Genomic DNA, 20,029 nt, shown 5'->3' with positions numbered 1-20,029 from the left:
GGGTCTGGCTTTCCGGTCATTGTGTCGCCGTTCGCGCCGCGCAACTCGGCGCTATAATGCATGTCGCCCGAATGGGTGCCGCGGTTTTGGGAAGACGGCATGCGATGGAGGATGCTGATATGAAAATCACGGTGGTTGGAGCAAGCGGCCTTATCGGAACGCGGCTCAGCGAGAACTTGCGCCGCTCAGGTCACGAGGTAATGGCCGCATCATTGTCGCTGGGTGTCGATACGATTTCGGGCAAGGGTCTCGAAGCGGCCGTGACGGGAACCGAAGTCATTGTCGATGTGACCAATGCCGCATCATTCGGCGACCGTGCTGCACTGGATTTTTTCAAGGCTTCGACGAAGAATTTGCTCGCGGCCGCGACCGAGGCTGGCGTCAGGCACTATCTTGCACTCTCTGTTGTCGGCACGCCTCGTCTCGTGGAAGGCGATTATTTTCGCGCGAAAATGGTGCAGGAAAATCTCATCAGGGCTTCAGGCCGACCCTATACTATTCTCCGCTCCACACAGTTTTACGAGTTCATCAGCGGATTGATCGATACCGGTGCTGATGGCGATGTGTTTCGATTGCCCCCGGCGTTCATGAGGCCGGTCGCAGCGAGCGACGTCGCCGCATTGCTGGCGGAATTGGCAGTCGGAGCGCCGTTGGACGATGTCGCCGAAATCAGCGGCCCGGAACAATTCGGTATCGACGAAATCGCCCGGATCTATCTCACCGCGAATGAGGATGAGCGGCAGGTGGTGACGGATCCATCCGCATCGTATTTCGGTGTTGAATTGACTGAAGACGCGCTGCTTCCTGAGGCAGGTGCGCGGGTGGCGACCGAAAAGCTATCCGACTGGCTCTACCAATCGATGGGGGAGTAGGCTGTGCGGCTTCTCTCCCGCCCGGCAGGGGATTAACGGGTCTGCCACTGAACTTTCGCCTGGCTGCAATTAGAGCCCTGGCGCCTTTGAATACGACAAGTGGCCAGGCCCGGCGGAATCGCAAGAGTTTTGTCGAGTTCGAGCCGGATGTGGCAATAGGCCGGCATAGTTGTCGGGCCTGGTCTATGCAATGAGCGCGACCTCAAAGGCTCATCGCAATCTTCAAATCGAGGTGAACGGGATTCCAAGACTTGCTTTCTAAAAGATTGTGCAGTAAATAATCGTACGCGATACAAAAGGAGTTAAGCTATGTTGAAGATATTTGTCGCCGCCGCCGCAATCACTGCGGGAAGCTTTTTGAATGCCTACGCGGCTGAGAAGCCGACGGTCGTCCTTGTGCATGGCGCATTCGCCGACGCCTCCAGCTGGAATGGCGTAATTACACGTTTGGAAAAGGATGGATATCCAGTGGTGGCGGTTGCTAATCCGCTTCGAAGCGTGACGTCGGATGGCGATTACGTGCGCAAAGTGGTGGCGGGACTGAAGACGGACGTTGTTCTCGTCGGTCACTCCTACGGTGGCTCAGTCATCAATGAGGCAGCAGCTGACAGCGCCAACGTCAAATCGCTCGTCTTCGTCGCGGCCTTCGCGCCTGATGTCGGAGAAACCGCCGTTGCGCTTTCAGGTAAGTTTCCGGGAAGCACGCTCGCACCGACCCTTGGCGAGCCCGTCCCGTTGGATGGTGGAGTAAAAGACCTGTACATCAAGCAGAGCGCGTTTCACGATCAATTCGCTGCAGATGTATCCAAGGCGGAGGGCAAGCTGATGGCCGCAACACAGCGCCCCATCACTGATAAGGCTCTTGGCGAGGCCTCGACTGCTGCGAGCTGGAGGAAGATCCCGTCTTGGTTCGTCTATGGTGACGCGGATAAGAACATACCGCCGGCAGCGCTCGCATGGATGGCGGAGCGGGCGGGCTCGAAGGAAACGGTTGTGGTTAAAGGCGCGTCGCACGTCGTGATGGTCTCTCATCCCGATAAAGTGGCGAAGGTAATCGAAGACGCTGCGTCCAGCAAATAGACCGCGCACTGCGATTCTGCGACCGGATCAACATTGATCCGGTCGTGGTAAGGCAATACGCAACGCAAGATGCCGAACTCCCTTTTCTCTCGAACCGTCGGGCCATATGCTGTCCAAGGCCCACGGCCCCAGCCTGTCGCGGCTGTCATGGGCGGGTGATCCGATAGATCAGCAAATCAGCCGAATCCACAAGCTTGGTTGAGGTCTTGTCGAGATAGTCGACAACCCCATCATGATGCTCGACGAACAGCAGGTCCTGCTTGTCGGTGGCGTTCTTGGCCACGCCGAACAGGTCCGCGCCCTGCGCGCGCAGTTCCTCGAGCTGCGCGATCGCAGTGGCGTCATCCGTGACGAATTTCGACCATTCCGCATCGCCTCCGCCAGGCGGGAATACCCAGCCGCGCGCCCTGCTGTAGTAGACTGCGACGGGATCGCCGACCTCGGGGGCGATGGCGACGACGAGATCGCCCGGTTGCGCCAACCGCGCCAGTTCCTCGCCAAGCAGCTTGCCGTTCATGGCGATCGGCTTCTTCATCGTCCTGACGAGCGGCAAGGTCGACCAGGCAAGCGTGAGAGCCACGATGCAGATCGAGCGAAGCACCACCGCCGGCGTTAGAATGGTTCTCGATGCAAGCGTTGCCAGAAGAAGCGCGCCGCGACCGCAGAACATCGCGACCGGCACATGGAAGATGTGGAGATTCCACACATTGCTGGTGATTTCGCCCGCCGCTGCCAGATAGATGATTAGGGCGGCAGCCAGCCACACATAGGGAATGGCCGAAAGGGTGCGTTGCTTCGGGTCTTCGGCGAGGCTGGCCGGCATCCACAAGCCGACCGCGAGCAGCACCATGAACGGATAGCCGTAGAACCACAGGACCGAGGTGTTCCACACGGATTTGAAGTAGAACCTGTCCCTGACATATGTCCAGAAGCCGTAATCCCAGATATAGCCGCCGCTGCCGGCGACATGAAACGGCGGATAGCTGCGGCCGAGATAAATCGCCCAGCTGAAATAAGCGCCGATGATGGCCAGGCTCAAAAGCCCCGACAGGAAGACCCAGGTCGCCTGCTTTCGCTTCTTCTCCAGAATCCAGCAGACCATCAGATAGAAGATGACGGCACCGGCAGCGATGCCTGGTGGCTTTGACAGCACACCGAGCGAGAAGCTGACCGTGGCGAGCGGCAAGAGCCAGCCGCTGCCGCCGGCCCAGTATTTGGCGAACAGCCAGATGCCAAGGGTCACTAAGGCCAGCATCGCGGGATCGGGAAGAAACGAGCTGTCGATCATGATTGCCGCCGGCATCAGCGCGTAGGCAAGTGCCGCCGCGTGGGCACGCATCTCGTCCCAGCAGAGGGCCGTTAGCCTGTGCAACGAAAACACCGTCACGAGACCGAAGAAGGCCGCAACCATGCGGCCGAACCAGTCGTGCCAACCGAAGAGTTGGTAGAGCAGGGCTGTGAGATAGCTGACGATCTGGAACTCGCGGCCCTGATAGCTTGGCCCGGGCCCGGTCCAACTGACTTCCGGAAAGAAGATGTTCCAGCTGCGCTGCTGGAAATTGTCGGCCATCATTGCAGTGCTTATCTCGCGCCAGCTGAAGCCGTCGACCAGCGGCAAGGTGATCTTGTGGAACCTGAAGACGATTGCAATAAACAGGATCCCCAGCAAGATCGCCGTGTTGAGGTAGTTGCCAGCAGCCATGTCCCGGTCGGTCGTCTCCTGCGGGTATTGCTGACCTTCGGCCTGCTTCAATTCCAGGTCGTCTGTCATCTGAAACCCTGTCTTCCGTGACGGCCGAGGCGGCGCGATACGCGCCGGCATCGGATCGTGAGGAAGATTAGGCTGAGCGGGATCTCGCCGCCGACGCGGTCGGCTGCGGAGCTGCTCGTAGGCTTCACCGAGCAGCGGCTCGGACGGCTTGCGGGGCGGCTTTGTCATGATGGCAGTTCATCAGCAAAGCCTTAAAAAGCAATTCACCCAGATTGATTATTGAATTCACGAGAACATAATAAGAACATCGGCGGGGCGGCTGCCAATCTGAAAACTCAGATATGGAGTGCGGAGATGCGCGAGCCGCCGATCAGCGAAGCCGTGGGCATGAGGAGGTGTCGCCTATCACAAGGGCGATATGCACGCCGCTATCGGCGCGCTGCTTGAGGACAGCCGATTGGTGATCTAGCGGGGGACGATAATGAGCGAGCATGTTTCCATGGCGGCCGAACAGCGTTCAACTCCAGCAGCCTAGATCAGTGCTTCGGAGATGCCCCAAGCTTGACAAAAAGACATCCATTGCCGATCTCGATTTGCGTCAGAAGGTCCGCCCTTACCTCTTTGCCAACGACTGCTTTTATGTGCCGCCACTTTTGGCTTTTCGGATGTGCGGGCACCGGTACGCCTTCTCGTAAGAACAGCGTTACTTCAGGAACTTCATCTGATTTGTAGATGCAAATTCTCAACGGCTCACGTCCCTGTTAGCAGTAAATATTGTGCACTGCAAAACAAGAAATGGCAAACATTCATTTGCCGGGTAAGTCACGTTAGGTCGGTGCAAACCCGTGATGCTGAGGCGTACCCTACCGCCCGATGCTGAGGACGGCGTCCGTCGGACGGTCGAGGAGCGCGACGCCGGAGGTTTGGATTTTTTCATATAAGTCGTTGGGCTTCACCGCATCGAGGCGTTCAAGAAACCTTTATGAAGCTCAGGGCTGAACTAACCGTCGTCTCCTCCGGCCCGACCACCGCGATCGAGTCCGAGGACGCAGCGATTGCAGGGGGCAGCCTTGCCAGGATGCGAAAGATCCTCTGGATCTCTCATTTTCAATTCGATGCCCTAGCGTTTCAGGTCGTAGGCCTGGTGCGATGCGCGAAGCTCTGACAAGGTTTTGCCGACACAACTGCCTCCGCCTTCAGCGCCTATTGCCTTTGCCTTGCCGTCGATCGTGATGGTGCCGGCGATCCGGTCGGATGCAGAATAGGTTGCAGTTCCATCTTTAGACACACGCGACAGATAAAAGGCGTGAAAGGTTTCGTGGTATTTGCACTGGATAACCACCGGGAACTGATCAAACGGATTGTCTTGCGCCACAACTGCCGTCATGGGAAAGGCCAACGATATCAAGCCTGCATAGAGCATTTTGCCCGATGTGCCTGATTTCCGGCGAGATGCATGCGTCATCGTCAAAGTCCTTCTTTCTGAGATCGAACCTGCGAATGCTTTGCCGTTAGATCGTGAGGCTGATCAGCGCATCGCGATCGAGAAGGCGAACGATGCGTTGCAGTTTGCCGTTCAGGCAAAGGATACGTTTTTCGCGGAGCTTCGTGAAACAGCGGGCAACGGTTTCGACTGTCAGTCCAAGATAGTCGGCGATATCGCTGCGGGAAATCATCATGTCAAATTCGCAATCGCCCGGATGACGGTCGGCCATTTCGCAGACAAAGGCCGCGACGCGCTTCAGTGCGCTCTGCTCGGTGATGACGAGTTGTTTGTGTTGCGCCTTGGCAAGATTCGTCAAGGCAATGTGCAGAAGATCGATGGGAACGACGGCGTCATGATTGGCGCGAAAGGGCGTGACGCAGGTTTCGCAGACGGCTTCGGCAAAATCGGTGCGTATATCGCCCGTTTCAAGCCCGAACCATTCGCCCTTTCCGTAAAACGACAGAATGTATCTCTGTCCGGCGGCCGTCAGCCTATAGATCCGCACAGCGCCCGCTTCTACGTGGTAGATCGTAAGCGCGTGTTCGCCTTCGCTGTAGATCGTCTCATCGGCCTTGAGCCTAATCGACTGATCCTTGGTTGTAGCGGCTGCGCCCCCATACCGGTGGCCTCGAGCAGTCGTGTAATTTATTGCGTGATTTTGAAGCATCTGCGTCGCCCCTATCCGCATCGGAGCATAAGCAATTGCCGCGCGACCCGATATTCGAGATACCCCTTACGTATTGCTACGGAAGCCCCGGATTACTCTGCGGTGTATAAGGCTTTCGCCCTTTGGGGAGAGCGACACGAAAATGTCGTGGGAGGTCCTATGGCATCGGAAGAGGGAGGGGAAAGCGACTTATCTCAAGGTCCCGCCAGCGTGCGAGAGCAGCTTGAACGCATACTCGCCAGCCCGCAATTCCATGCTCCCGAGCGCGGGCGTCGCTTTCTGCAGTATATTGTTGAAGAGACGCTTGAAGGGCACAGCGAACGGCTCAAGGCCCATATGATCGCGCAGATCGTTTTCGGACGCGACGCGTCCTTCGATGCCCAGAATGATCCGGTCGTGCGCATAGAGGCTGGCCGTATCCGCCGCGCACTCGAGCGATATTACCTCGTGTGTGGAAGCAACGACCCGATAAGGATCACAATTCCCAAAGGAGGCTACGCCACGCTGTTTTCGAGCGGCGAAAACACGTCGATTGCCAGAGAAGTGGCCGCTTCGCAAGATCACGAGAATCCACAAAAACAGACTGGGCAGCAGGGGCCAACGACCTATCGCCATCTTCTGCTGCCGATTGGTGTCCCTGCACTATTCGGGGCAATGGCGATCTTAGCCCTCATTCGCCCACTCGAATCCTACCTATCACCACCGCAAGCGACCCGGACCCCTGTTGCCTCAGCGCCGACGAACAGGATCAGGATTACTGTCGACCCCCTCGTCGCCCTCGACGGCACGGCGCAGACAGCTAATTTTGCAAAGGGACTGGGCGATCAGCTGATTGCAAAACTCATGGAGGTGCAAAACCTGGTCGTGCTTACTCCAGGCCGCTCCGGCGCGGTAACGAGCGGACCGCATTTCAACCTGCAAGGAAGTGCACTTGTCGAAAGCACGATCGTGCATCTGCATATCCGCCTGATAGACGGCGCCGACGGGGTAGTGGTCTGGGCAAATCAATATGATCGCGATCTGAGTGGCCAGACCATTCTCGATGTCGAGGACGACATCGCCGTGCAAATCGCGATGGAGATTTCAAAATTTCGCAAGCTTGGCGACGCAAGGCCCTGACCCGTAACTATCTTGGCGTGTTGACAGGAGGAATGACCATTCCCGCGGCGCGCAGGCCGTTGAGGAACAGCTCCTGGTCTTCCGGTCTTTGCAAACGCAGAGAGACCTCCGTACGGACATTGCCCATCATTTCCGGTGCGTGGGTGTTGAGCCATTCCCGTTCCAGTCTGGCTTCATTCGTCTTTCCGGCGGTCCCGAGAATGGACAGCAGCAAGAGATGGTGCATGGGGTTGCCATCGAGATCGGACCGTCGCGACCACTGCTCCGCCGCTTCGATATCGCCTCGCATGAAGGCGCACAAAGCCATGCCGACCTCATAAAAGCCTTTAGGTCCGGCGTTCCTGCTGAGAGCGATCGACAGCAATTCGCAACCTGATTGCCATTTTCCTGACATCGCAAGGCGGGAGCCGTATTCGCCTGCAACTTCGACATCGTCTGGATTTGCGGAATAGGCAGAGGTCCCGGCCGTCAGCGCCTTCTCGATATCCCCTCTGAAAAAGCTCACCAGCATCTGGGCCTGCAGCACGTGCGGATTGCCGGGCGCCAGCGATATTGCTCGTTCCACCGCAGCAATCGCCAGTTCGAGGGGTTGGGCTGAGGCTGGCGTGCCGAGTTTGTAGGGAAAACGTATCTCGTCAAGATAGACCATGGACAGGAGGGCCCAAGAGGATGCGTTATCGGGAAAATGCTGGGTTGTTTGTTGCAGGCATTCGCGTGCCTTCCTATGGCTTTGCTCAGTCATGGCCTGCCGGTAGCTGTAATAGATCAGGGTGCAGGCATAGGCGTCCGAGCCGCCATTCTCCGCAGGCCTGGCGATCGTTTCCGTATCGGCTTGGAAGATAGCGCCATGTGGCTGTGCAATCGCGCTGGCGATTTTCCGGGCGGCATCGCCTTGAATCACAAGCTTGTTTTGAACATCGAGATTAGCATCATAGTTGTCGGCCCATATGACGGCCCCATCCGATTGACGCACCAGCCTCGCAGCGGCGCGCATCCTGCTGCCATCGAGCTGGACATTGCTCTGGAGCGCATAGGCGGCGCCGTCAGCAGGTTCGCCGAGTACCGACCCGGCAACCACGACGATGTCATCGAACTGAGCGAGTTGGCCGATGACGTCGTCCCTCAGGCCACGGGCGATGTCCGAACCGGCGCCTATGGGGCCGCTCTCGGAAAAAAAATCGACAACCACCTTTGGTTTCGCGGATCCCGCTGGTGATGCCCGGGTCGAAACATCCCGCGAAACTGAAAGTGCGCCAGCAAGAGCGAGGAGCAGAAGCGCAAGAACGGTGACGAGAGTGGCTCCAAGGCCAAGAGCGACTGGCCTCGCTCTGCGATCTATGTCCGGAAGCGGATCGTCTTGATCATCCAGTCCCCCGGCCGGCGATTTTTCCAGCCCTTTCTCAGATACGGGGTCGGGCTCATCCTGAGCATATTCGAAATGGGGCACATATCCGCCTTTCGGCACGGTAATGATGACCTCGTCCGCTTGGCCCGCGACAAGGTAGTAGCGCTCGAGGGCTTTTCTTATTCGGCCGGCCTCGATCCGGACGACCGGATCGTTTTGCGGATCGAAGGATGCTTCCCGGCCGAAAACCATATTTGCTATCGTAAAGGCCTTCAAAAACCCCGATCGACCCGCAAGTGTCTCGTTGACGACAAATTCCAGGAAATTTCGCCCGCGTTTGGGGGTGTGAAATTCCTCGCTCATGAGGATTCGCTCGACTTGCAGGCAGATTTCGTCTGCTGTCGGCTCAAAACTGCGGAAAGTGTTGAGCTTGGCGCTTCTCATGACCGACCGCCCCCACGACAAGATCACGCTATTATTTAAGTATGTTCTAACACATCATATCGTACATGTCTTTGCTTGCAAGGATTGCTTTTCGATCAGCGAAGGTGGGGCAATATGTGGCCGACGGGCGCGCCCCTCTCGATTTCAGATCGCTGCCCGGTCGCGTCAATGGTAATGGCCATCCACATGAGCTCTGTCAGATTGCGCGCGCCCATCTTTGCCATCACATTGGCGCGGTGGACTTCCACAGTCCGCGAACTGATGCCTAGATGATAGGCGATCATCTTGTTCTGAAGGCCGTCAAGCACGCCGATGAGGACTTGGTGTTCGCGGTCCGTAAGCTGCCGAAGTCGCGCCGTGACACTTTCGGGATCGGCAACCGCCCTGCCGGCACGCCTCTGTCCCATTGCTTCGTTGATGGCTGCTATCAGCGCCTCTTCTTTGAGAGGTTTTTCCAGGAAGTCGGACGCTCCGGCCTTCATCGCCAGAACGGCTGCTGCGACATCGCCCTGGCCGGTGATGACGATCGCCGGAACGTCCGCGTTGAAATCGTGCAAGCGGTGGAGCAGTTCGATACCGTCGACATGCGGCATGCGGAGGTCGGTAACAAGGCAGTTCCTCCCGGAAAGAGGCAAAAGCTCGAGAAACGCCCTCGCGCAGCTATGCGCGCGAACGGCAAAACCTGCCGATACCAATAGGAATGTCACCGACCGTCTGAGCGATTCCTCGTCATCAACGAGATGGATCGTGAGATCGTTTGCCATCGGCTTAGATCTCCGCCAGCGGAAGCGAGAAACAGAGCATCGAACCGCAGTTCATCCCCTTGCGCGCAGTTATGCGGCCTCCATGGGCTTCGACAATGCGCTTGGACAAGGCCAGGCCCATGCCGAGGCCGCGCGGTTTACTGGTCACGAAGGGGCGGAACAATGCCTCCTCGATCTCGGCTGCGATACCGCAGCCGTTGTCGGACACTTCGACAACGAGATGGGAAGATGTGTCGGATTTGGTTCGGATCGCAATATGGGGCTGATCGACATCGTCGGTTGCCTCCAGGGCATTGCGAACAAGGTTTGTCAACACCTGCACGATCTGGACACGGTCGACAATGACCGTGTCCCACGCCGCTTCGAGGCGGAGATCCGCATGGAGCCCCTTGCGCTGTGATCCGATGAACGCGAGTGTGGTCGCCTCATGGATCAACTCGTGCATCGCTTCCTGTTTTCTGGCGCCAGCGCCGGGCTTTACCAAGTCTCTTATGTTCTGGACGATCGTTCCTGCCCACATAGCATGTTGCGTAATGTCCGATAGGGCTTCGCGAAGCTTCTCGCCGCATCGACGGTGATCATTCATGACAAGGCGTCTGCATCCCTGCGAATAGGCAGCGATTGACGAGAGCGGTTGTGAAAGCTCATGGGCAAGGGTCGATGCCATTTCCCCGAGCGCGGTTATTCTTGCGAGGCGGGCAATCTCGCATTGAAGCTCCTGAACCTGCTGCAATGTCTCGCGCTCGGCGCGGAAGTCCTCGAAAATCGCTGCAGTGAAGCCCTCCTTTGCGTCCTGCCCCCTGATGATTGTAAGGGCAGTCGGGAATTGAGCACCGCTTTTGGTGATTGCGAGGCCGGCGCGTACTGGGCCTTGGTCTGCCCAGCGCCCTCTTAGTTGAACATCCGGTGTCGAGCGCCAGACGAAGTCGATCTTGCGGCCGACCAATTCGCTTTCGTCGTAGCCAAACAGGGCGACTGCCGTTTTGTTGCAGGCCGAAACAAGATGGCTCTCGGTGATAAAAAACACCGCATCCGGCATGTGTTCGTAGAGCTTCCAGATCCAGTCCATCCGCGGTGCTCTATCTTCATGGCGGAGCACGCGTGAAGGTTGGCTGCGCCCTAGTATGAACGAGTCCCCTTCGACCACGGTTGAAACGTCAGGACCGTACTCTGCAACATGCGGCCTTTCCATCTTGATGGACATGATGGTCTCCTGCGCTCATCCGAGAAGTTATGCAGTAGCTGGACCGTTTTGCTCGTCGATAATGATGCAAGATTACCACCTTTGAACGGATGAGCGGTGTAGCATCGCGTAGGCTCTATTGTCGTCCTGCGCCCCCCAGCGAGAAGCTCGCGATATTTCGGGCTTCCTCATCTCCATTGATCCGGCGCAATGCCCGGGCGTGATTGTTCCGCTACTATGGCAAGCAAATGGGCGGCCGCCCGTTCCAACAAGTGGCTGGTTCAAACTGAAAGCCAAGAAACTGGCGTCTGAAGTCATCGAATGGGTGACACAGACCCGTAATGGCAATCTGACTTTCTATATAGGATGAGCGATTGTCGCACTGACAGGATGTTTTTCCGCACGTGAAATCGCCATTGATCGCCTCATCGCCGAGTTGGGACAGGCAAGCGTAGTCGCGACAAGTGCGAAGCGCTTGAGGAGTGAGCACGTCGGCCGAGTGCTGGCAAGCCGAGAGGATGTTCTATCCAGTTGATGCTGGTGCATCGTCGTGGAGGATTCGGTGATGTGGCGGTTGATTGTCGAAGCTCCATTCGAAGAGGATATAGAACTCGCCGTCATCGGCGATCAAGGCGTTGATGCCCTGATTTTTCCATGTCGGCGCCTGCCTGATGGTTGGGCGAATGCCATGACCGGTGAACGACTGGAAGTCCACCCCACCCATTGGCGCATATGGCAGATCCATCGAGGCGAAGTTTCACGCCTCCATTGAATGTGCCCAATCGCGGGATGCTGCAGCGCACCTTGTCTGCGATCAATGACATGACCGGCCAAAATAGTTTGATGGTGTTCAAAGTGGTTCGGCCCCCCGGATGAAGCGACTGTCACTTTCTTCCAGCAGACGGCCTTGCCTGAATAGCATCACCCGAATAGGAGCGTCCGTTGAGCCTCCTTTTGAAAGAGATACGCGACAGCCCTATGCTGTGGTTGCTGATCGCCGTGCCGGTGGTGTTCGTTGCTGCGATATTCATCCCCGAGGCCCACACGACACTCTTTGTTCTGTCGGTGCTTGCTATCGTGCCGCTGGCCGGGTTGCTCAGTCACGCTACGGAATCAGTTGCCGCCAAAACGGGTGACGCCGCAGGTGGGCTGCTCAATGCCACCCTGGGAAATCTCACCGAGTTGGTGATCGCGCTGGCTGCCCTGCGCGCCGGCGAGTACACGCTGGTGAAATCGTCCATCGCCGGCGCGATCGTCACCAACACGCTGTTCATGCTGGGCGCTTCGTTTTTGCTTGGCGGGCTTAAGTACCACTTCCAGGAGTTCAACCGAGCCAGCGCGCGTCTTCAAGCCGGCCTGCTCTTTCTCGCCACAGTCGGGTTGCTGATGCCTTCGGCTGTTGCTGAAATGGACTCCACCTCCGCGGCCGCCGTCACCCAACAGCTCAGTCTTGGCCTAGCCCTCCTGCTCATCGTCGGATACGGACTTGGGCTGCTGTTCAGCCTCAGGACGCATCGCGAGATTTTCGCCGCCGCAGAACACGCACAGACAGACGAAATGCCGTGGCCGATCGGCCTGGCCCTGGTCACGCTCGCCGGGGTCACCGTCCTCGTGGCGCTGGTAAGCGAGATCTTCGTCGAATCCGTGCAAAAGGCAGCGGAAGCTTTCGGAATGACGCCTGCCTTTGTCGGTTTCATTGTCGTCGCACTGGTTGGCGGCGCTGCCGAAATGGCCTCGGCGTTTTCCGGCGCCCGCAAGAACCGGCTTGACCTCAGCGTGGGCATCGCGCTGGGAAGTGCTTCGCAGATCGCTTTGTTCGTAGCGCCCGTCCTGGTCTTGCTCAGTTACGTGATCGGCCCGTCACCGATGGACCTGCAGTTCCCGCCAGGCGTCGTGGTGATGGTGCTGCTTGCGACCATTACGGCGATGTTCGTAACCAATAGCGGACGGTCTGCATGGTTCGTCGGCGTGTTGGTGCTGATGGTTTATTTGATCTTCGCCATAACGCTTTATGTCTTGCCGCCACGAATGCCGTGAAGTGGATTGCCGCTCTCGAGAGAGAGCGGCAATCGTCCGGAGGCAAATAGACTGTGGTTGGATGTGAGCGCGACTGATGCCGTCTGGTGGATCTCGGGCTTGGGTTCTCCACGCTTCATTGCTCTCTCCTGACGCTGACCGCAGAAAGGTCGAAGTCATGCCGTCAAAAGTAGGCAATGAGCCGAGCAATAGGCAAATTAGACGTCTGTTCTTCATCGCGCTTGCTAAGCAGCTGCGGGTAATCTGGCCGATTCTATCCGGCATTGTGTCGATAATGATCATCTCCGGCCTTGCGATATGGCGCATAGAGGATTGGCGAATCGACGAAGCTCTCTACTTCACCTTCGTTACAGGGCTTACTATCGGCTATGGCGATTTTACGCCCAAGCACGTGTCGGCGCGGGTGTTGGCAGTGGTGATCGGCTTTGCGGGAATTATACTGACCGGCGTCGTTGCTGCGGTCACTGTGAAGGCCTTGAACGCGACTGATCGCGGCAGCGCGGAGTAGGACATGTCAACGAGACGTCTTCCCCCGTCCGGCGGCGTGCCATCGATATGCTAGGTCACATAAAGCTACGTTTTCGCGCTGGCATGTCCACGTTCGCCGCAAACGGCTTCCCACCGCCATTGCATCCCAGCCGATCTCTCATTCCGAAAACACATCAATGCAGATCTCCTATGGTACGATCTGATACTCGAGCGATTTCGTATGATTTGCGGGGGTGCTTAACGCGGAGCTAATCAATGGGCAGAGAGCGTGGACGGAGGAAATTGATGCTTAGACTCCCCGATTTCCGTCGTGTTTTGGCCGACAGGGCCAGTGAGACACTGGACGAGATCTTTGAAGCTTACGATCTTGCCGCCGATGCGCTGGACCGGTTTCGAAGACAGAGTCCCAGGGAGGAAGTGCTGATCAAGGAGTACGAGCAACTCTGCCGCGAGATAGAGCAAGAAGTCATCATGTATTGCACCGATCGGTGAGGAGGGAATGCACACTTTAAAACCGGAAGGTAGTCCGTCGGCGGATGGAGATTTTTCGACTTGTGACAAGTCCTGACACGAGTTCGGCGTGTTTTCATGCCTCCCGTCTTGTCGGTCACGCTTTCAAGCATTTTTCGATCCGCCTGGTGCCTCTGACGGCCAGGCCCAAGCTCTCAGCAATTCATAAAAGACACTGAGGACGATCGGTCCCAAAAACAGCCCCAGCAGACCGTATGACAGGGTGCCCCCTATCACGCCAATCAGTATGACCGGCATCGGGGTCGAGAGACCTCTCGCCATCAGGATCGGCTTCAGGACGTTGTCGACAACCATGATCGGGACAGCGACGATTGTGAAGATGAGCGCGGTCGAAGTCGGCCAGGAGAACCACGCCCAAATGATGGCAGGCACGAGTACCAGCGCAGGCCCGAGCTGCATTACGCAAAGGACAAACACCAGTAACGTCAGGGCCCCGCGGGCCGGAATGCCAAAGAGGGCAAAGCACAATCCGCATAAGAGCGCCTGCAGGAAGGCGACTCCTATCACGCCCCTCGAGACGTTTCGCACGGTCATTCCGGCCAGGCGCGCAAAGCCGACGCCCTTATCGCCAGCGATCCTGCTTGCCAGTACCTGTATTGCCACAGCCAGTCGCGGCGACATGGTGAGTAGGATACCCGAGAGAATAATCGAGGCGACGAAGCTCAAGACACCGCCACTGAGCGAGGCCAATTTTGCGACGATGACACCCATGACTTCGAGAATTGGTGCTTGAAGCTTGACGATGGTCGATGCCAGATTGGTAGCGAGCTGGTTCCATGCGTCATAAATTCGCTCACCGACAATGGGCCATTCGCGAATGGTTGCCGGCGCGGCGGGCAGCGCGAAGTTCTCAGCCCGCAATTTGGCGAGAAGCGGCTGTATCGCATCGGTAACGTTGACCGCAACGAGCGCCAGGGGCACGATGATCAGGACGAGACAGGCCACGACAATGACAGTCGCGGCAATGACGGGCCTGTTTCCGATCAGTCTCGAAAGCGCCTCGAACATCGGAAAGAGCGCCACCGCAAGGATGGCCGACCAGGCGACGATCAGCGCGAAGGGCGCGATGAGAAGCAGGGTCCAATAGGCAAAGAGCCCGATAATACCCAATCTGACGAGGTCGCTTACCTTCGCCTCTATCGAAATCTGCCCCGTGTCGGCTCTTTGCGCCGTCGTATCTCCGGTTATTTGTTCCATCGTCGCATCCCGTCCCGCGCCGTTCCGGCCGAGGTGATCTATGACGTCGTGTCGGGCACGACGTGCCGAATACTGCTATCCTCGACAAAATCCGACGGGCGTTTCTGGCGTTTGCCGAGATCAGGTGCCGCAAACTTCACACGCTCATAGGGAATGGATTGCAGGATGTGCGAGATGCAGTTAACCCGCGCATGCTTCTTGTCATCCGATGGCACGATCCACCACGGCGCATGGTTGCTGTCGGTCATTCGCAGCATTTCGTCATAGGCGCGGGTGTAGTCCCACCAGCGTTGATAGGATTCGACATCCATGGGGCTGAGCTTCCATTGTCTCAACGGGTCGTCGATTCTGCGCTTGAAACGGCGATCCTGTTCATCTTCACTGACCGTCAGGAAGTATTTCAACAAAATGATGCCGCTTTCGACGATTGCCGCTTCGAAGCGAGGCGCCAGTTCAAGAAATCGCTGTGCCTTCTTCTCGCTGCAGAAGCCCATGACGCGATCGACGCCTGCACGGTTGTACCAGCTGCGATCGAAGATCACGATTTCCCCAGCCGCCGGCAGATAGCCGATATAGCGCTGCATATAGATCTGGGACTTCTCGCGATCGGTCGGAGCGGGCAGGGCGATCACGCGAAAGACGCGTGGGCTTACCTTTTCCATGATACGCTTGATCATGCCACCTTTCCCGGCGGCATCGCGCCCCTCGAAGACGATGACCACTCGTGCGCCGGATTTTTTTATCCAAGCCTGCAGATGGGCCAGTTCCACCTGCAGGCGGCTGATTTCCTTGTCATAATCCCATGACTTCTTCTTCTTCTTTTTGTCTTTGCCATTGCGGCCTGCCTCTGCATCGACCTGCTGGGGTTCATATTTCTCGTCCATGGTTCTCCTCCTTCGCGTCTAAAGCTCAGTGCTTGCCGAGTCGCTCGCTTGGCTATTCTTGCTCGTGAGCGCCGTCAGGGCTTCTTCCCTGCCATTGAAAAGGTTGTGAGCGCCGATCGCCTTGATCACTCCAGCGCGGTCGAGAATGTCGCGGCTTTCTTCGCTGAGGTCGGCGATTGCGAAGATGATATCTCGCTTCGCAAGGATCTCGGCCACAGCGGCGAGCGTGGTCGCGCCAGTGCTATCAATATGTGTGATAGCACTGGCATCCAGCACAAAGCAGCTCGTTCCGGCCGCGAGCTCCTTCGCAATCGTCGTCAGCCGCATACGCAGGTAATCGGCATTGTAGAATAGGATGTTGCCCTGGATCGCGAAGACTGCCGCACCCTCTACGGGGCGCGCTTCCGGAAAGCGGGCCAGGTCGAAGAAACCATGCCGTCCCTCGATGCGGCCAAGAAGGCCGTCGCGCGGGAACATCGTCTTGCGCACCAGATAGACAAGGGTTGCGGCAACGGCGACGATTACGCCGTTGAGAACGCCGAAGCTGATTGCGCCCCACATTGCGATCAGCGCAAAGACGAATTCCATGCGACTGATGCGCCAGATCTTTTTGAGCTCGTGAACATCGATAAGGCTGATGGCTGCCGTTGCAAGGATTGCCGCGAGCGCAGGGATTGGAAGTATCCGCAAGGCACTATGAAGGAAAACAAGTGCCGCAACCAGCGTGGCGGCCGAAACCAAACCGGAAGCTTGAGAGACGCCGCCGGTCGACAGGTTTATGGCGGTTCTCGAATCCGACACGCTGATCGGAAACGAACCGAAGAGGCCGGGTGCGATATTGGCGGCGCCAAGGCCGATCAGCTCCTGATTTGCATCGACCTCTTCGCCGGTCCGCGATGCGAAGCTGCGCGCGGCTACGATGCCGGCGCCGAAGCTCACGAGAAAGATCGCAGCGGAGCCGAGCACGATCTTGTCGAGCGGCATCTGATGGAGTGCTGGCAAGGAGAGCATCGGCAGCCCGCTCGGAATGTCGCCGACGACGGCGATGCCTCGCCCCTGAAAATCAAAGATTGCGGAAAGAACGACCGACAGGACGACGACCAGAACGGGGCCGGGGACCTTGACCGGGAAGGCCCGGACTGCCCATAGCAATGCGAACATGAGCAGGCCGAAAAGGAGCGACGGCCAATGGATCGAAGCGCTCTTGCGGAGAATCTCGAGGAGCGGCGGGATCAATCCCTCCGACTCGATCTTAACTCCGGTAAAACGACCGATCTGGCCGACCAGGATCGAGAGGGACACGCCTGCGAAGAAACCGACAAGGATGGGGCGGGAGAGAAAGCTTGCCAGGACGCCGAGCTTCAGCAGCTTTGCAGCGATGCAAAAGAAACCGACCCCGAGGGCAAGGGTCGAGGCGATGGCGACCCGATCGATGCCGGCGGCGGCGGGCTCTGCCGCAATGATCGCCGCCATCGCAGCCGCAAGTACCGTCATTGTGGCGGCGTCGGGGCCGATGACCAACAGCCGGGAAGGACCGAAGATCGCGTAGGCAATCGGACCAACGATGCTGGCGTAGATGCCGGTTTCAGGCGGCAGACCGGCGATCGCCGGATAGGCGATGGCGCTCGGCAAGCCTACGGCCGCAATCGAAAGTCCCGCCGGAATGTCACTGCGGAGCCAGTCTCGATTGAAACCGGCCAGACCACGCAGGATCGGAAGATTGGCTATCACCGCGGCCTCCTGACATGTTTCTCTGCACCTTGCCGGCACCGCGTTTGCATCGCTGATGCCGAAAGGATCGGTCTCATTTCAGTGTTCCAGGAACACGAAGTTCATCCAGCTGCTCATGCGCAGAAGCACTTTTCGCAGAACTGCCACGTGGTGCCAGTGGTGGGTATAGACCGCGACCTCCGCGACGACGCCGCCCGGCAGTTGGTTACCTTCGGTGCTTTCGAGCAACTCGATGCGTGCCAGCGTTTGTCCGGGAGCAATGCGTTCGGGCGATTGCGGATCGATCAATGCGCCGCCTGGCTGCAACTGGCCTTGGGCCATCACGTCGATGACCTCCTGGACCCGTGCTTTCGCGCCTTGGCCATCAGATGGGGTATGTCGTCGATCGCAATCACCGCGTAAAATAAGGTGATCATGACAAAGACCAGCACACCTAAAGCGAAATAGTCGAGAAACACAACGCCTCCCTTTCAGGTTCTGATCATGATCTGAATTCACACCGTTCCGTCGCTGTCGACCATGAAATTCTAGACCCGCTTTGGCCCAAAGACCCGTAGCATCACGTAAGCTACACCGGGGCCCTGGAAGTCGGCCCGTGCGACAAGAACGTCTCTGCGGAAACTAAAGAGGTGGGGTCCGCGAGATGATGCCATTCGAGTTTCCGTGTGCGGAATTTCCCGAGTTTTTCGGAAGCCGTCTAACGTAAGATCGCGTATTTTACGTCTCTCGACGATCCGCCTGTTATATAGTCCCTTGCATCTGCTTAGCGTAGTTCGACGGCGGAGGCGGGGATGGTGTCGGGAGAAAGTGGTTCGACATACTTGTCCGCCCTCGAGACGGCAGAAACTTCTTTTCCCGAACAGAAGCGGCTGGTGCAGCGGCTTTTCTATGTAGACGAGCCCTTTCACAGCATGTGTGAGGATCTCGCTGCTGCGGCGCAGGCTCTGGCACATATCGAGCGGCTACCGGAGGCGGTTCGAGAGGCGCGGCGGCAGGAATATACAGATCTCGTCGACGCCCTGTTGAAAGAAATGGGGGAGGCGATCGCCCAATCGAAAATTGTGGTGCTCAGGCGGTCGCCGCCGACCGGCCCGAAATCTCCGTAAGCGCTTCTGTCATTCAATGATCCTAGGGAGGTACGTGCGTTATGAAAGCAATATCTCGCAAACTGCTTGGTGGATTGTCGGCTCTCGCAATCATTGCGTTCCAGCCGGCCCTCCCGGCGCGAGCCCAGACCCCTGCGCCGGTAACGGCACCCGCACAGACGAGTTCCGACCAACCCGAAACCGCGCTTCTGTCGGATGATGAGCTGGAAGTACTGGTGGCACGGATCGCGCTCTATCCGGACGAGTTGGTCGCGGCAATTTCAGCTGCCTCGCTCTTTCCTCTCCAGATCATCGAGGCGCAGCGGTTCCTGGAGGCGAAAAAGAAAAATTCCGATCTCAAGCCCAAGAGTGATTGGGACGGCAGTGTCGTCTCGCTTCTCAACTATCCAGACATCGTCAAGATGATGAGCGAGGATCTCGACTGGACCCAATCGCTCGCCGATGCGCTCGCCAACCAGCAGAAGGATGTCCTGATTGCCATCCAGCAGCTTCGCGACGAAGCCGTGGCAAAGAACATCATCAAGACGGATGACAAGGTGACGGTTGTTACCGAAAACGATAACATCATCATCCGGCCAACCGATCCGGAAAAGATCTATATCCCGCAATATCCGCCGGAAATGCTCTATGAGCCGGACTATGTGTCAGCGCCGGTCTCCTATTACCCCGATTATTACGACAACTATTATTATCCCGGGGCGACGTTCTTTGCCGGCGCGGTGACCGGCCTTGCCTGGGCAGCCGTCGTCAACTGGGATGACTGGGGCGTATGGGGTGGCCGCTGGGATGGCGATATCGATATCGACTGCAACAATTGCCTGAACGACCGTAACTTCAACGGAAAGCTGAAATGGAACGACGTCGATTGGAGCAATGTCGATCGCAGCAAGCTGAGTATCGGCAAGGACCAGATTTCGAAGCTGGACCGATCGGCGATCAAGTCCGGGCTGCAGTCCGACAATCGCAACCAGTTGCGCAACAGGGCTAACGATATCCAGGCGAGCCAGAGACCTGCGAATCGCGCCAATTCGGCGCGAGCGGAAGATATTCGCAAAAGCACGGCGCAGGGACTGAAGGAGCGGCCGCAGGGAAATCGGCCTACGGCCGCCAATCGCCCGGCTGCATCCCGGCCCGAGGCGCGTCCTCAGAAGGCAGCCAATCGTCCGTCAAAGCCTGCGCAGAAATCCGTCAAGAAGCCCAACAAGCCCCAGATGGCCGCCAGACCCGACAATCGCGGACGGCAACCAAGCGCGCTTGGCAACGTCCAGTCCGGTCGTCGCGAGGCTGTCTCCTCAAAGCGGGGAGCGCAGAGCATGGGCGCCCATCGCCAGTCGGCGCGTCCCCCCCAGCAGCGGTCGCGCCCAATGCCGAGTCGCGGCGGTG

At 57.8% G+C, this 20,029-nt stretch carries 19 protein-coding genes and 2 pseudogenes; 8 read left to right on the top strand and 13 right to left on the bottom strand.

Translation table 11 applies throughout. The annotated features are described in order from the left end of the window. The first annotated feature begins 119 nt into the window (after nucleotides 1–119). Together MOV76_RS03105 and MOV76_RS03100 are read left to right on the top strand one after the other, a co-directional pair. On the top strand, nucleotides 120–872 hold the full coding sequence (locus MOV76_RS03105; protein WP_247263801.1) for an SDR family oxidoreductase: 753 nt from the start codon (nucleotides 120–122) through the stop codon (nucleotides 870–872). Between the two features lie 309 nt (nucleotides 873–1,181). Further along, a complete protein-coding gene (locus tag MOV76_RS03100; protein WP_130718970.1) occupies nucleotides 1,182–1,952 on the top strand; it encodes an alpha/beta fold hydrolase in 771 nt (256 codons plus the stop codon). A 145-nt stretch (nucleotides 1,953–2,097) separates the two neighbouring features. Here MOV76_RS03100 and MOV76_RS03095 read toward each other — a convergent pair whose 3' ends face one another. The 3 genes from MOV76_RS03095 to MOV76_RS03085 all read right to left on the bottom strand — a co-directional run bounded on the left by MOV76_RS03095 (nucleotide 2,098) and on the right by MOV76_RS03085 (nucleotide 5,816). Beyond that, nucleotides 2,098–3,723, bottom strand: a complete 1,626-nt coding sequence (locus MOV76_RS03095; RefSeq protein WP_247263800.1) for a glycosyltransferase family 39 protein — start codon at nucleotides 3,721–3,723, stop codon at nucleotides 2,098–2,100. A 1,060-nt stretch (nucleotides 3,724–4,783) separates the two neighbouring features. Then, nucleotides 4,784–5,086, bottom strand: coding sequence for a hypothetical protein (locus MOV76_RS03090; protein WP_018444912.1), 303 nt, complete (start codon nucleotides 5,084–5,086; stop codon nucleotides 4,784–4,786). 88 nt (nucleotides 5,087–5,174) lie between these two features. Next, nucleotides 5,175–5,816, bottom strand: coding sequence for a helix-turn-helix domain-containing protein (locus MOV76_RS03085; protein WP_018245788.1), 642 nt, complete (start codon nucleotides 5,814–5,816; stop codon nucleotides 5,175–5,177). 159 nt (nucleotides 5,817–5,975) lie between these two features. Between MOV76_RS03085 and MOV76_RS03080 the strand changes: the two genes are divergently transcribed. Further along, a complete protein-coding gene (locus MOV76_RS03080; protein ID WP_247263799.1) occupies nucleotides 5,976–6,935 on the top strand; it encodes a hypothetical protein in 960 nt (319 codons plus the stop codon). Between the two features lie 7 nt (nucleotides 6,936–6,942). Here the strand turns inward: MOV76_RS03080 and MOV76_RS03075 are convergent, their stop codons facing one another. The 4 genes from MOV76_RS03075 to MOV76_RS39995 all read right to left on the bottom strand — a co-directional run bounded on the left by MOV76_RS03075 (nucleotide 6,943) and on the right by MOV76_RS39995 (nucleotide 11,416). Then, nucleotides 6,943–8,724, bottom strand: a complete 1,782-nt coding sequence (locus MOV76_RS03075) for a hypothetical protein (RefSeq protein ID WP_130718967.1) — start codon at nucleotides 8,722–8,724, stop codon at nucleotides 6,943–6,945. A 95-nt stretch (nucleotides 8,725–8,819) separates the two neighbouring features. Then, a complete protein-coding gene (locus MOV76_RS03070; RefSeq protein ID WP_113543079.1) occupies nucleotides 8,820–9,488 on the bottom strand; it encodes a response regulator transcription factor in 669 nt (222 codons plus the stop codon). 4 nt (nucleotides 9,489–9,492) lie between these two features. Further along, nucleotides 9,493–10,692: an ATP-binding protein gene (locus MOV76_RS03065; protein WP_113543078.1), complete on the bottom strand. Its 1,200-nt coding sequence runs from the start codon at nucleotides 10,690–10,692 to the stop codon at nucleotides 9,493–9,495. Nucleotides 10,693–11,194: 502 nt separating this feature from the next. Continuing rightward, complete coding sequence (locus MOV76_RS39995; protein ID WP_018245783.1) at nucleotides 11,195–11,416, bottom strand: hypothetical protein; 222 nt, start codon at nucleotides 11,414–11,416, stop codon at nucleotides 11,195–11,197. A gap of 197 nt (nucleotides 11,417–11,613) precedes the next feature. Between MOV76_RS39995 and cax the strand changes: the two genes are divergently transcribed. Then, nucleotides 11,614–12,708, top strand: coding sequence for a calcium/proton exchanger (cax, locus tag MOV76_RS03055; RefSeq protein ID WP_112907030.1), 1,095 nt, complete (start codon nucleotides 11,614–11,616; stop codon nucleotides 12,706–12,708). Here cax and MOV76_RS03050 read toward each other — a convergent pair. Beyond that, nucleotides 12,681–12,827: a hypothetical protein gene (locus MOV76_RS03050; RefSeq protein WP_165403113.1), complete on the bottom strand. Its 147-nt coding sequence runs from the start codon at nucleotides 12,825–12,827 to the stop codon at nucleotides 12,681–12,683. The genes cax and MOV76_RS03050 overlap by 28 nt on opposite strands. Nucleotides 12,828–12,865: 38 nt before the next feature. Here MOV76_RS03050 and MOV76_RS03045 point away from each other — a divergent pair, with 38 nt between their 5' ends. Further along, a complete protein-coding gene (locus MOV76_RS03045) occupies nucleotides 12,866–13,216 on the top strand; it encodes a potassium channel family protein (protein ID WP_018245771.1) in 351 nt (116 codons plus the stop codon). 236 nt (nucleotides 13,217–13,452) lie between these two features. Next, nucleotides 13,453–13,689 carry a hypothetical protein gene (locus MOV76_RS03040; RefSeq protein WP_130718964.1) on the top strand — a complete coding sequence of 79 codons (237 nt, stop codon included), beginning with the start codon at nucleotides 13,453–13,455 and terminating at the stop codon, nucleotides 13,687–13,689. A 123-nt stretch (nucleotides 13,690–13,812) separates the two neighbouring features. Here MOV76_RS03040 and MOV76_RS03035 read toward each other — a convergent pair whose 3' ends face one another. The 5 genes and pseudogenes from MOV76_RS03035 to MOV76_RS03015 form a co-directional block, all read right to left on the bottom strand. After that, a complete protein-coding gene (locus tag MOV76_RS03035; RefSeq protein ID WP_131598518.1) occupies nucleotides 13,813–14,925 on the bottom strand; it encodes an AI-2E family transporter in 1,113 nt (370 codons plus the stop codon). A 38-nt stretch (nucleotides 14,926–14,963) separates the two neighbouring features. Continuing rightward, nucleotides 14,964–15,809, bottom strand: coding sequence for a polyphosphate kinase 2 (ppk2, locus tag MOV76_RS03030; protein WP_018245768.1), 846 nt, complete (start codon nucleotides 15,807–15,809; stop codon nucleotides 14,964–14,966). Between the two features lie 18 nt (nucleotides 15,810–15,827). Then, complete coding sequence (locus MOV76_RS03025) at nucleotides 15,828–17,540, bottom strand: SulP family inorganic anion transporter (protein ID WP_130729642.1); 1,713 nt, start codon at nucleotides 17,538–17,540, stop codon at nucleotides 15,828–15,830. A gap of 78 nt (nucleotides 17,541–17,618) precedes the next feature. Next, nucleotides 17,619–17,903 (bottom strand): annotated as a pseudogene (locus tag MOV76_RS03020) (HlyD family secretion protein); the annotation flags it as partial. Next, a pseudogene (locus MOV76_RS03015) lies at nucleotides 17,885–17,998 on the bottom strand (DUF3302 domain-containing protein); the annotation flags it as partial. The pseudogenes MOV76_RS03015 and MOV76_RS03020, both read right to left, overlap by 19 nt. Before the next feature lie 333 nt (nucleotides 17,999–18,331). Here MOV76_RS03015 and MOV76_RS03010 point away from each other — a divergent pair. Both MOV76_RS03010 and MOV76_RS03005 read left to right on the top strand, forming a co-directional pair. Further along, entirely contained in the window at nucleotides 18,332–18,646 is a 315-nt protein-coding gene (locus tag MOV76_RS03010; protein WP_018245765.1) for a hypothetical protein, read from the top strand. 41 nt (nucleotides 18,647–18,687) lie between these two features. Continuing rightward, the coding region (locus tag MOV76_RS03005) for a DUF3300 domain-containing protein (protein WP_247263797.1) at nucleotides 18,688–20,029 on the top strand (1,342 nt) is incomplete at its 3' end.

The sequence above is a fragment of the Rhizobium sp. PRIMUS64 genome (assembly GCF_023006465.1).
Lineage (GTDB): Bacteria > Pseudomonadota > Alphaproteobacteria > Rhizobiales > Rhizobiaceae > Rhizobium > Rhizobium leguminosarum.
This window is presented reverse-complemented; position numbering and strand designations above follow the sequence as displayed.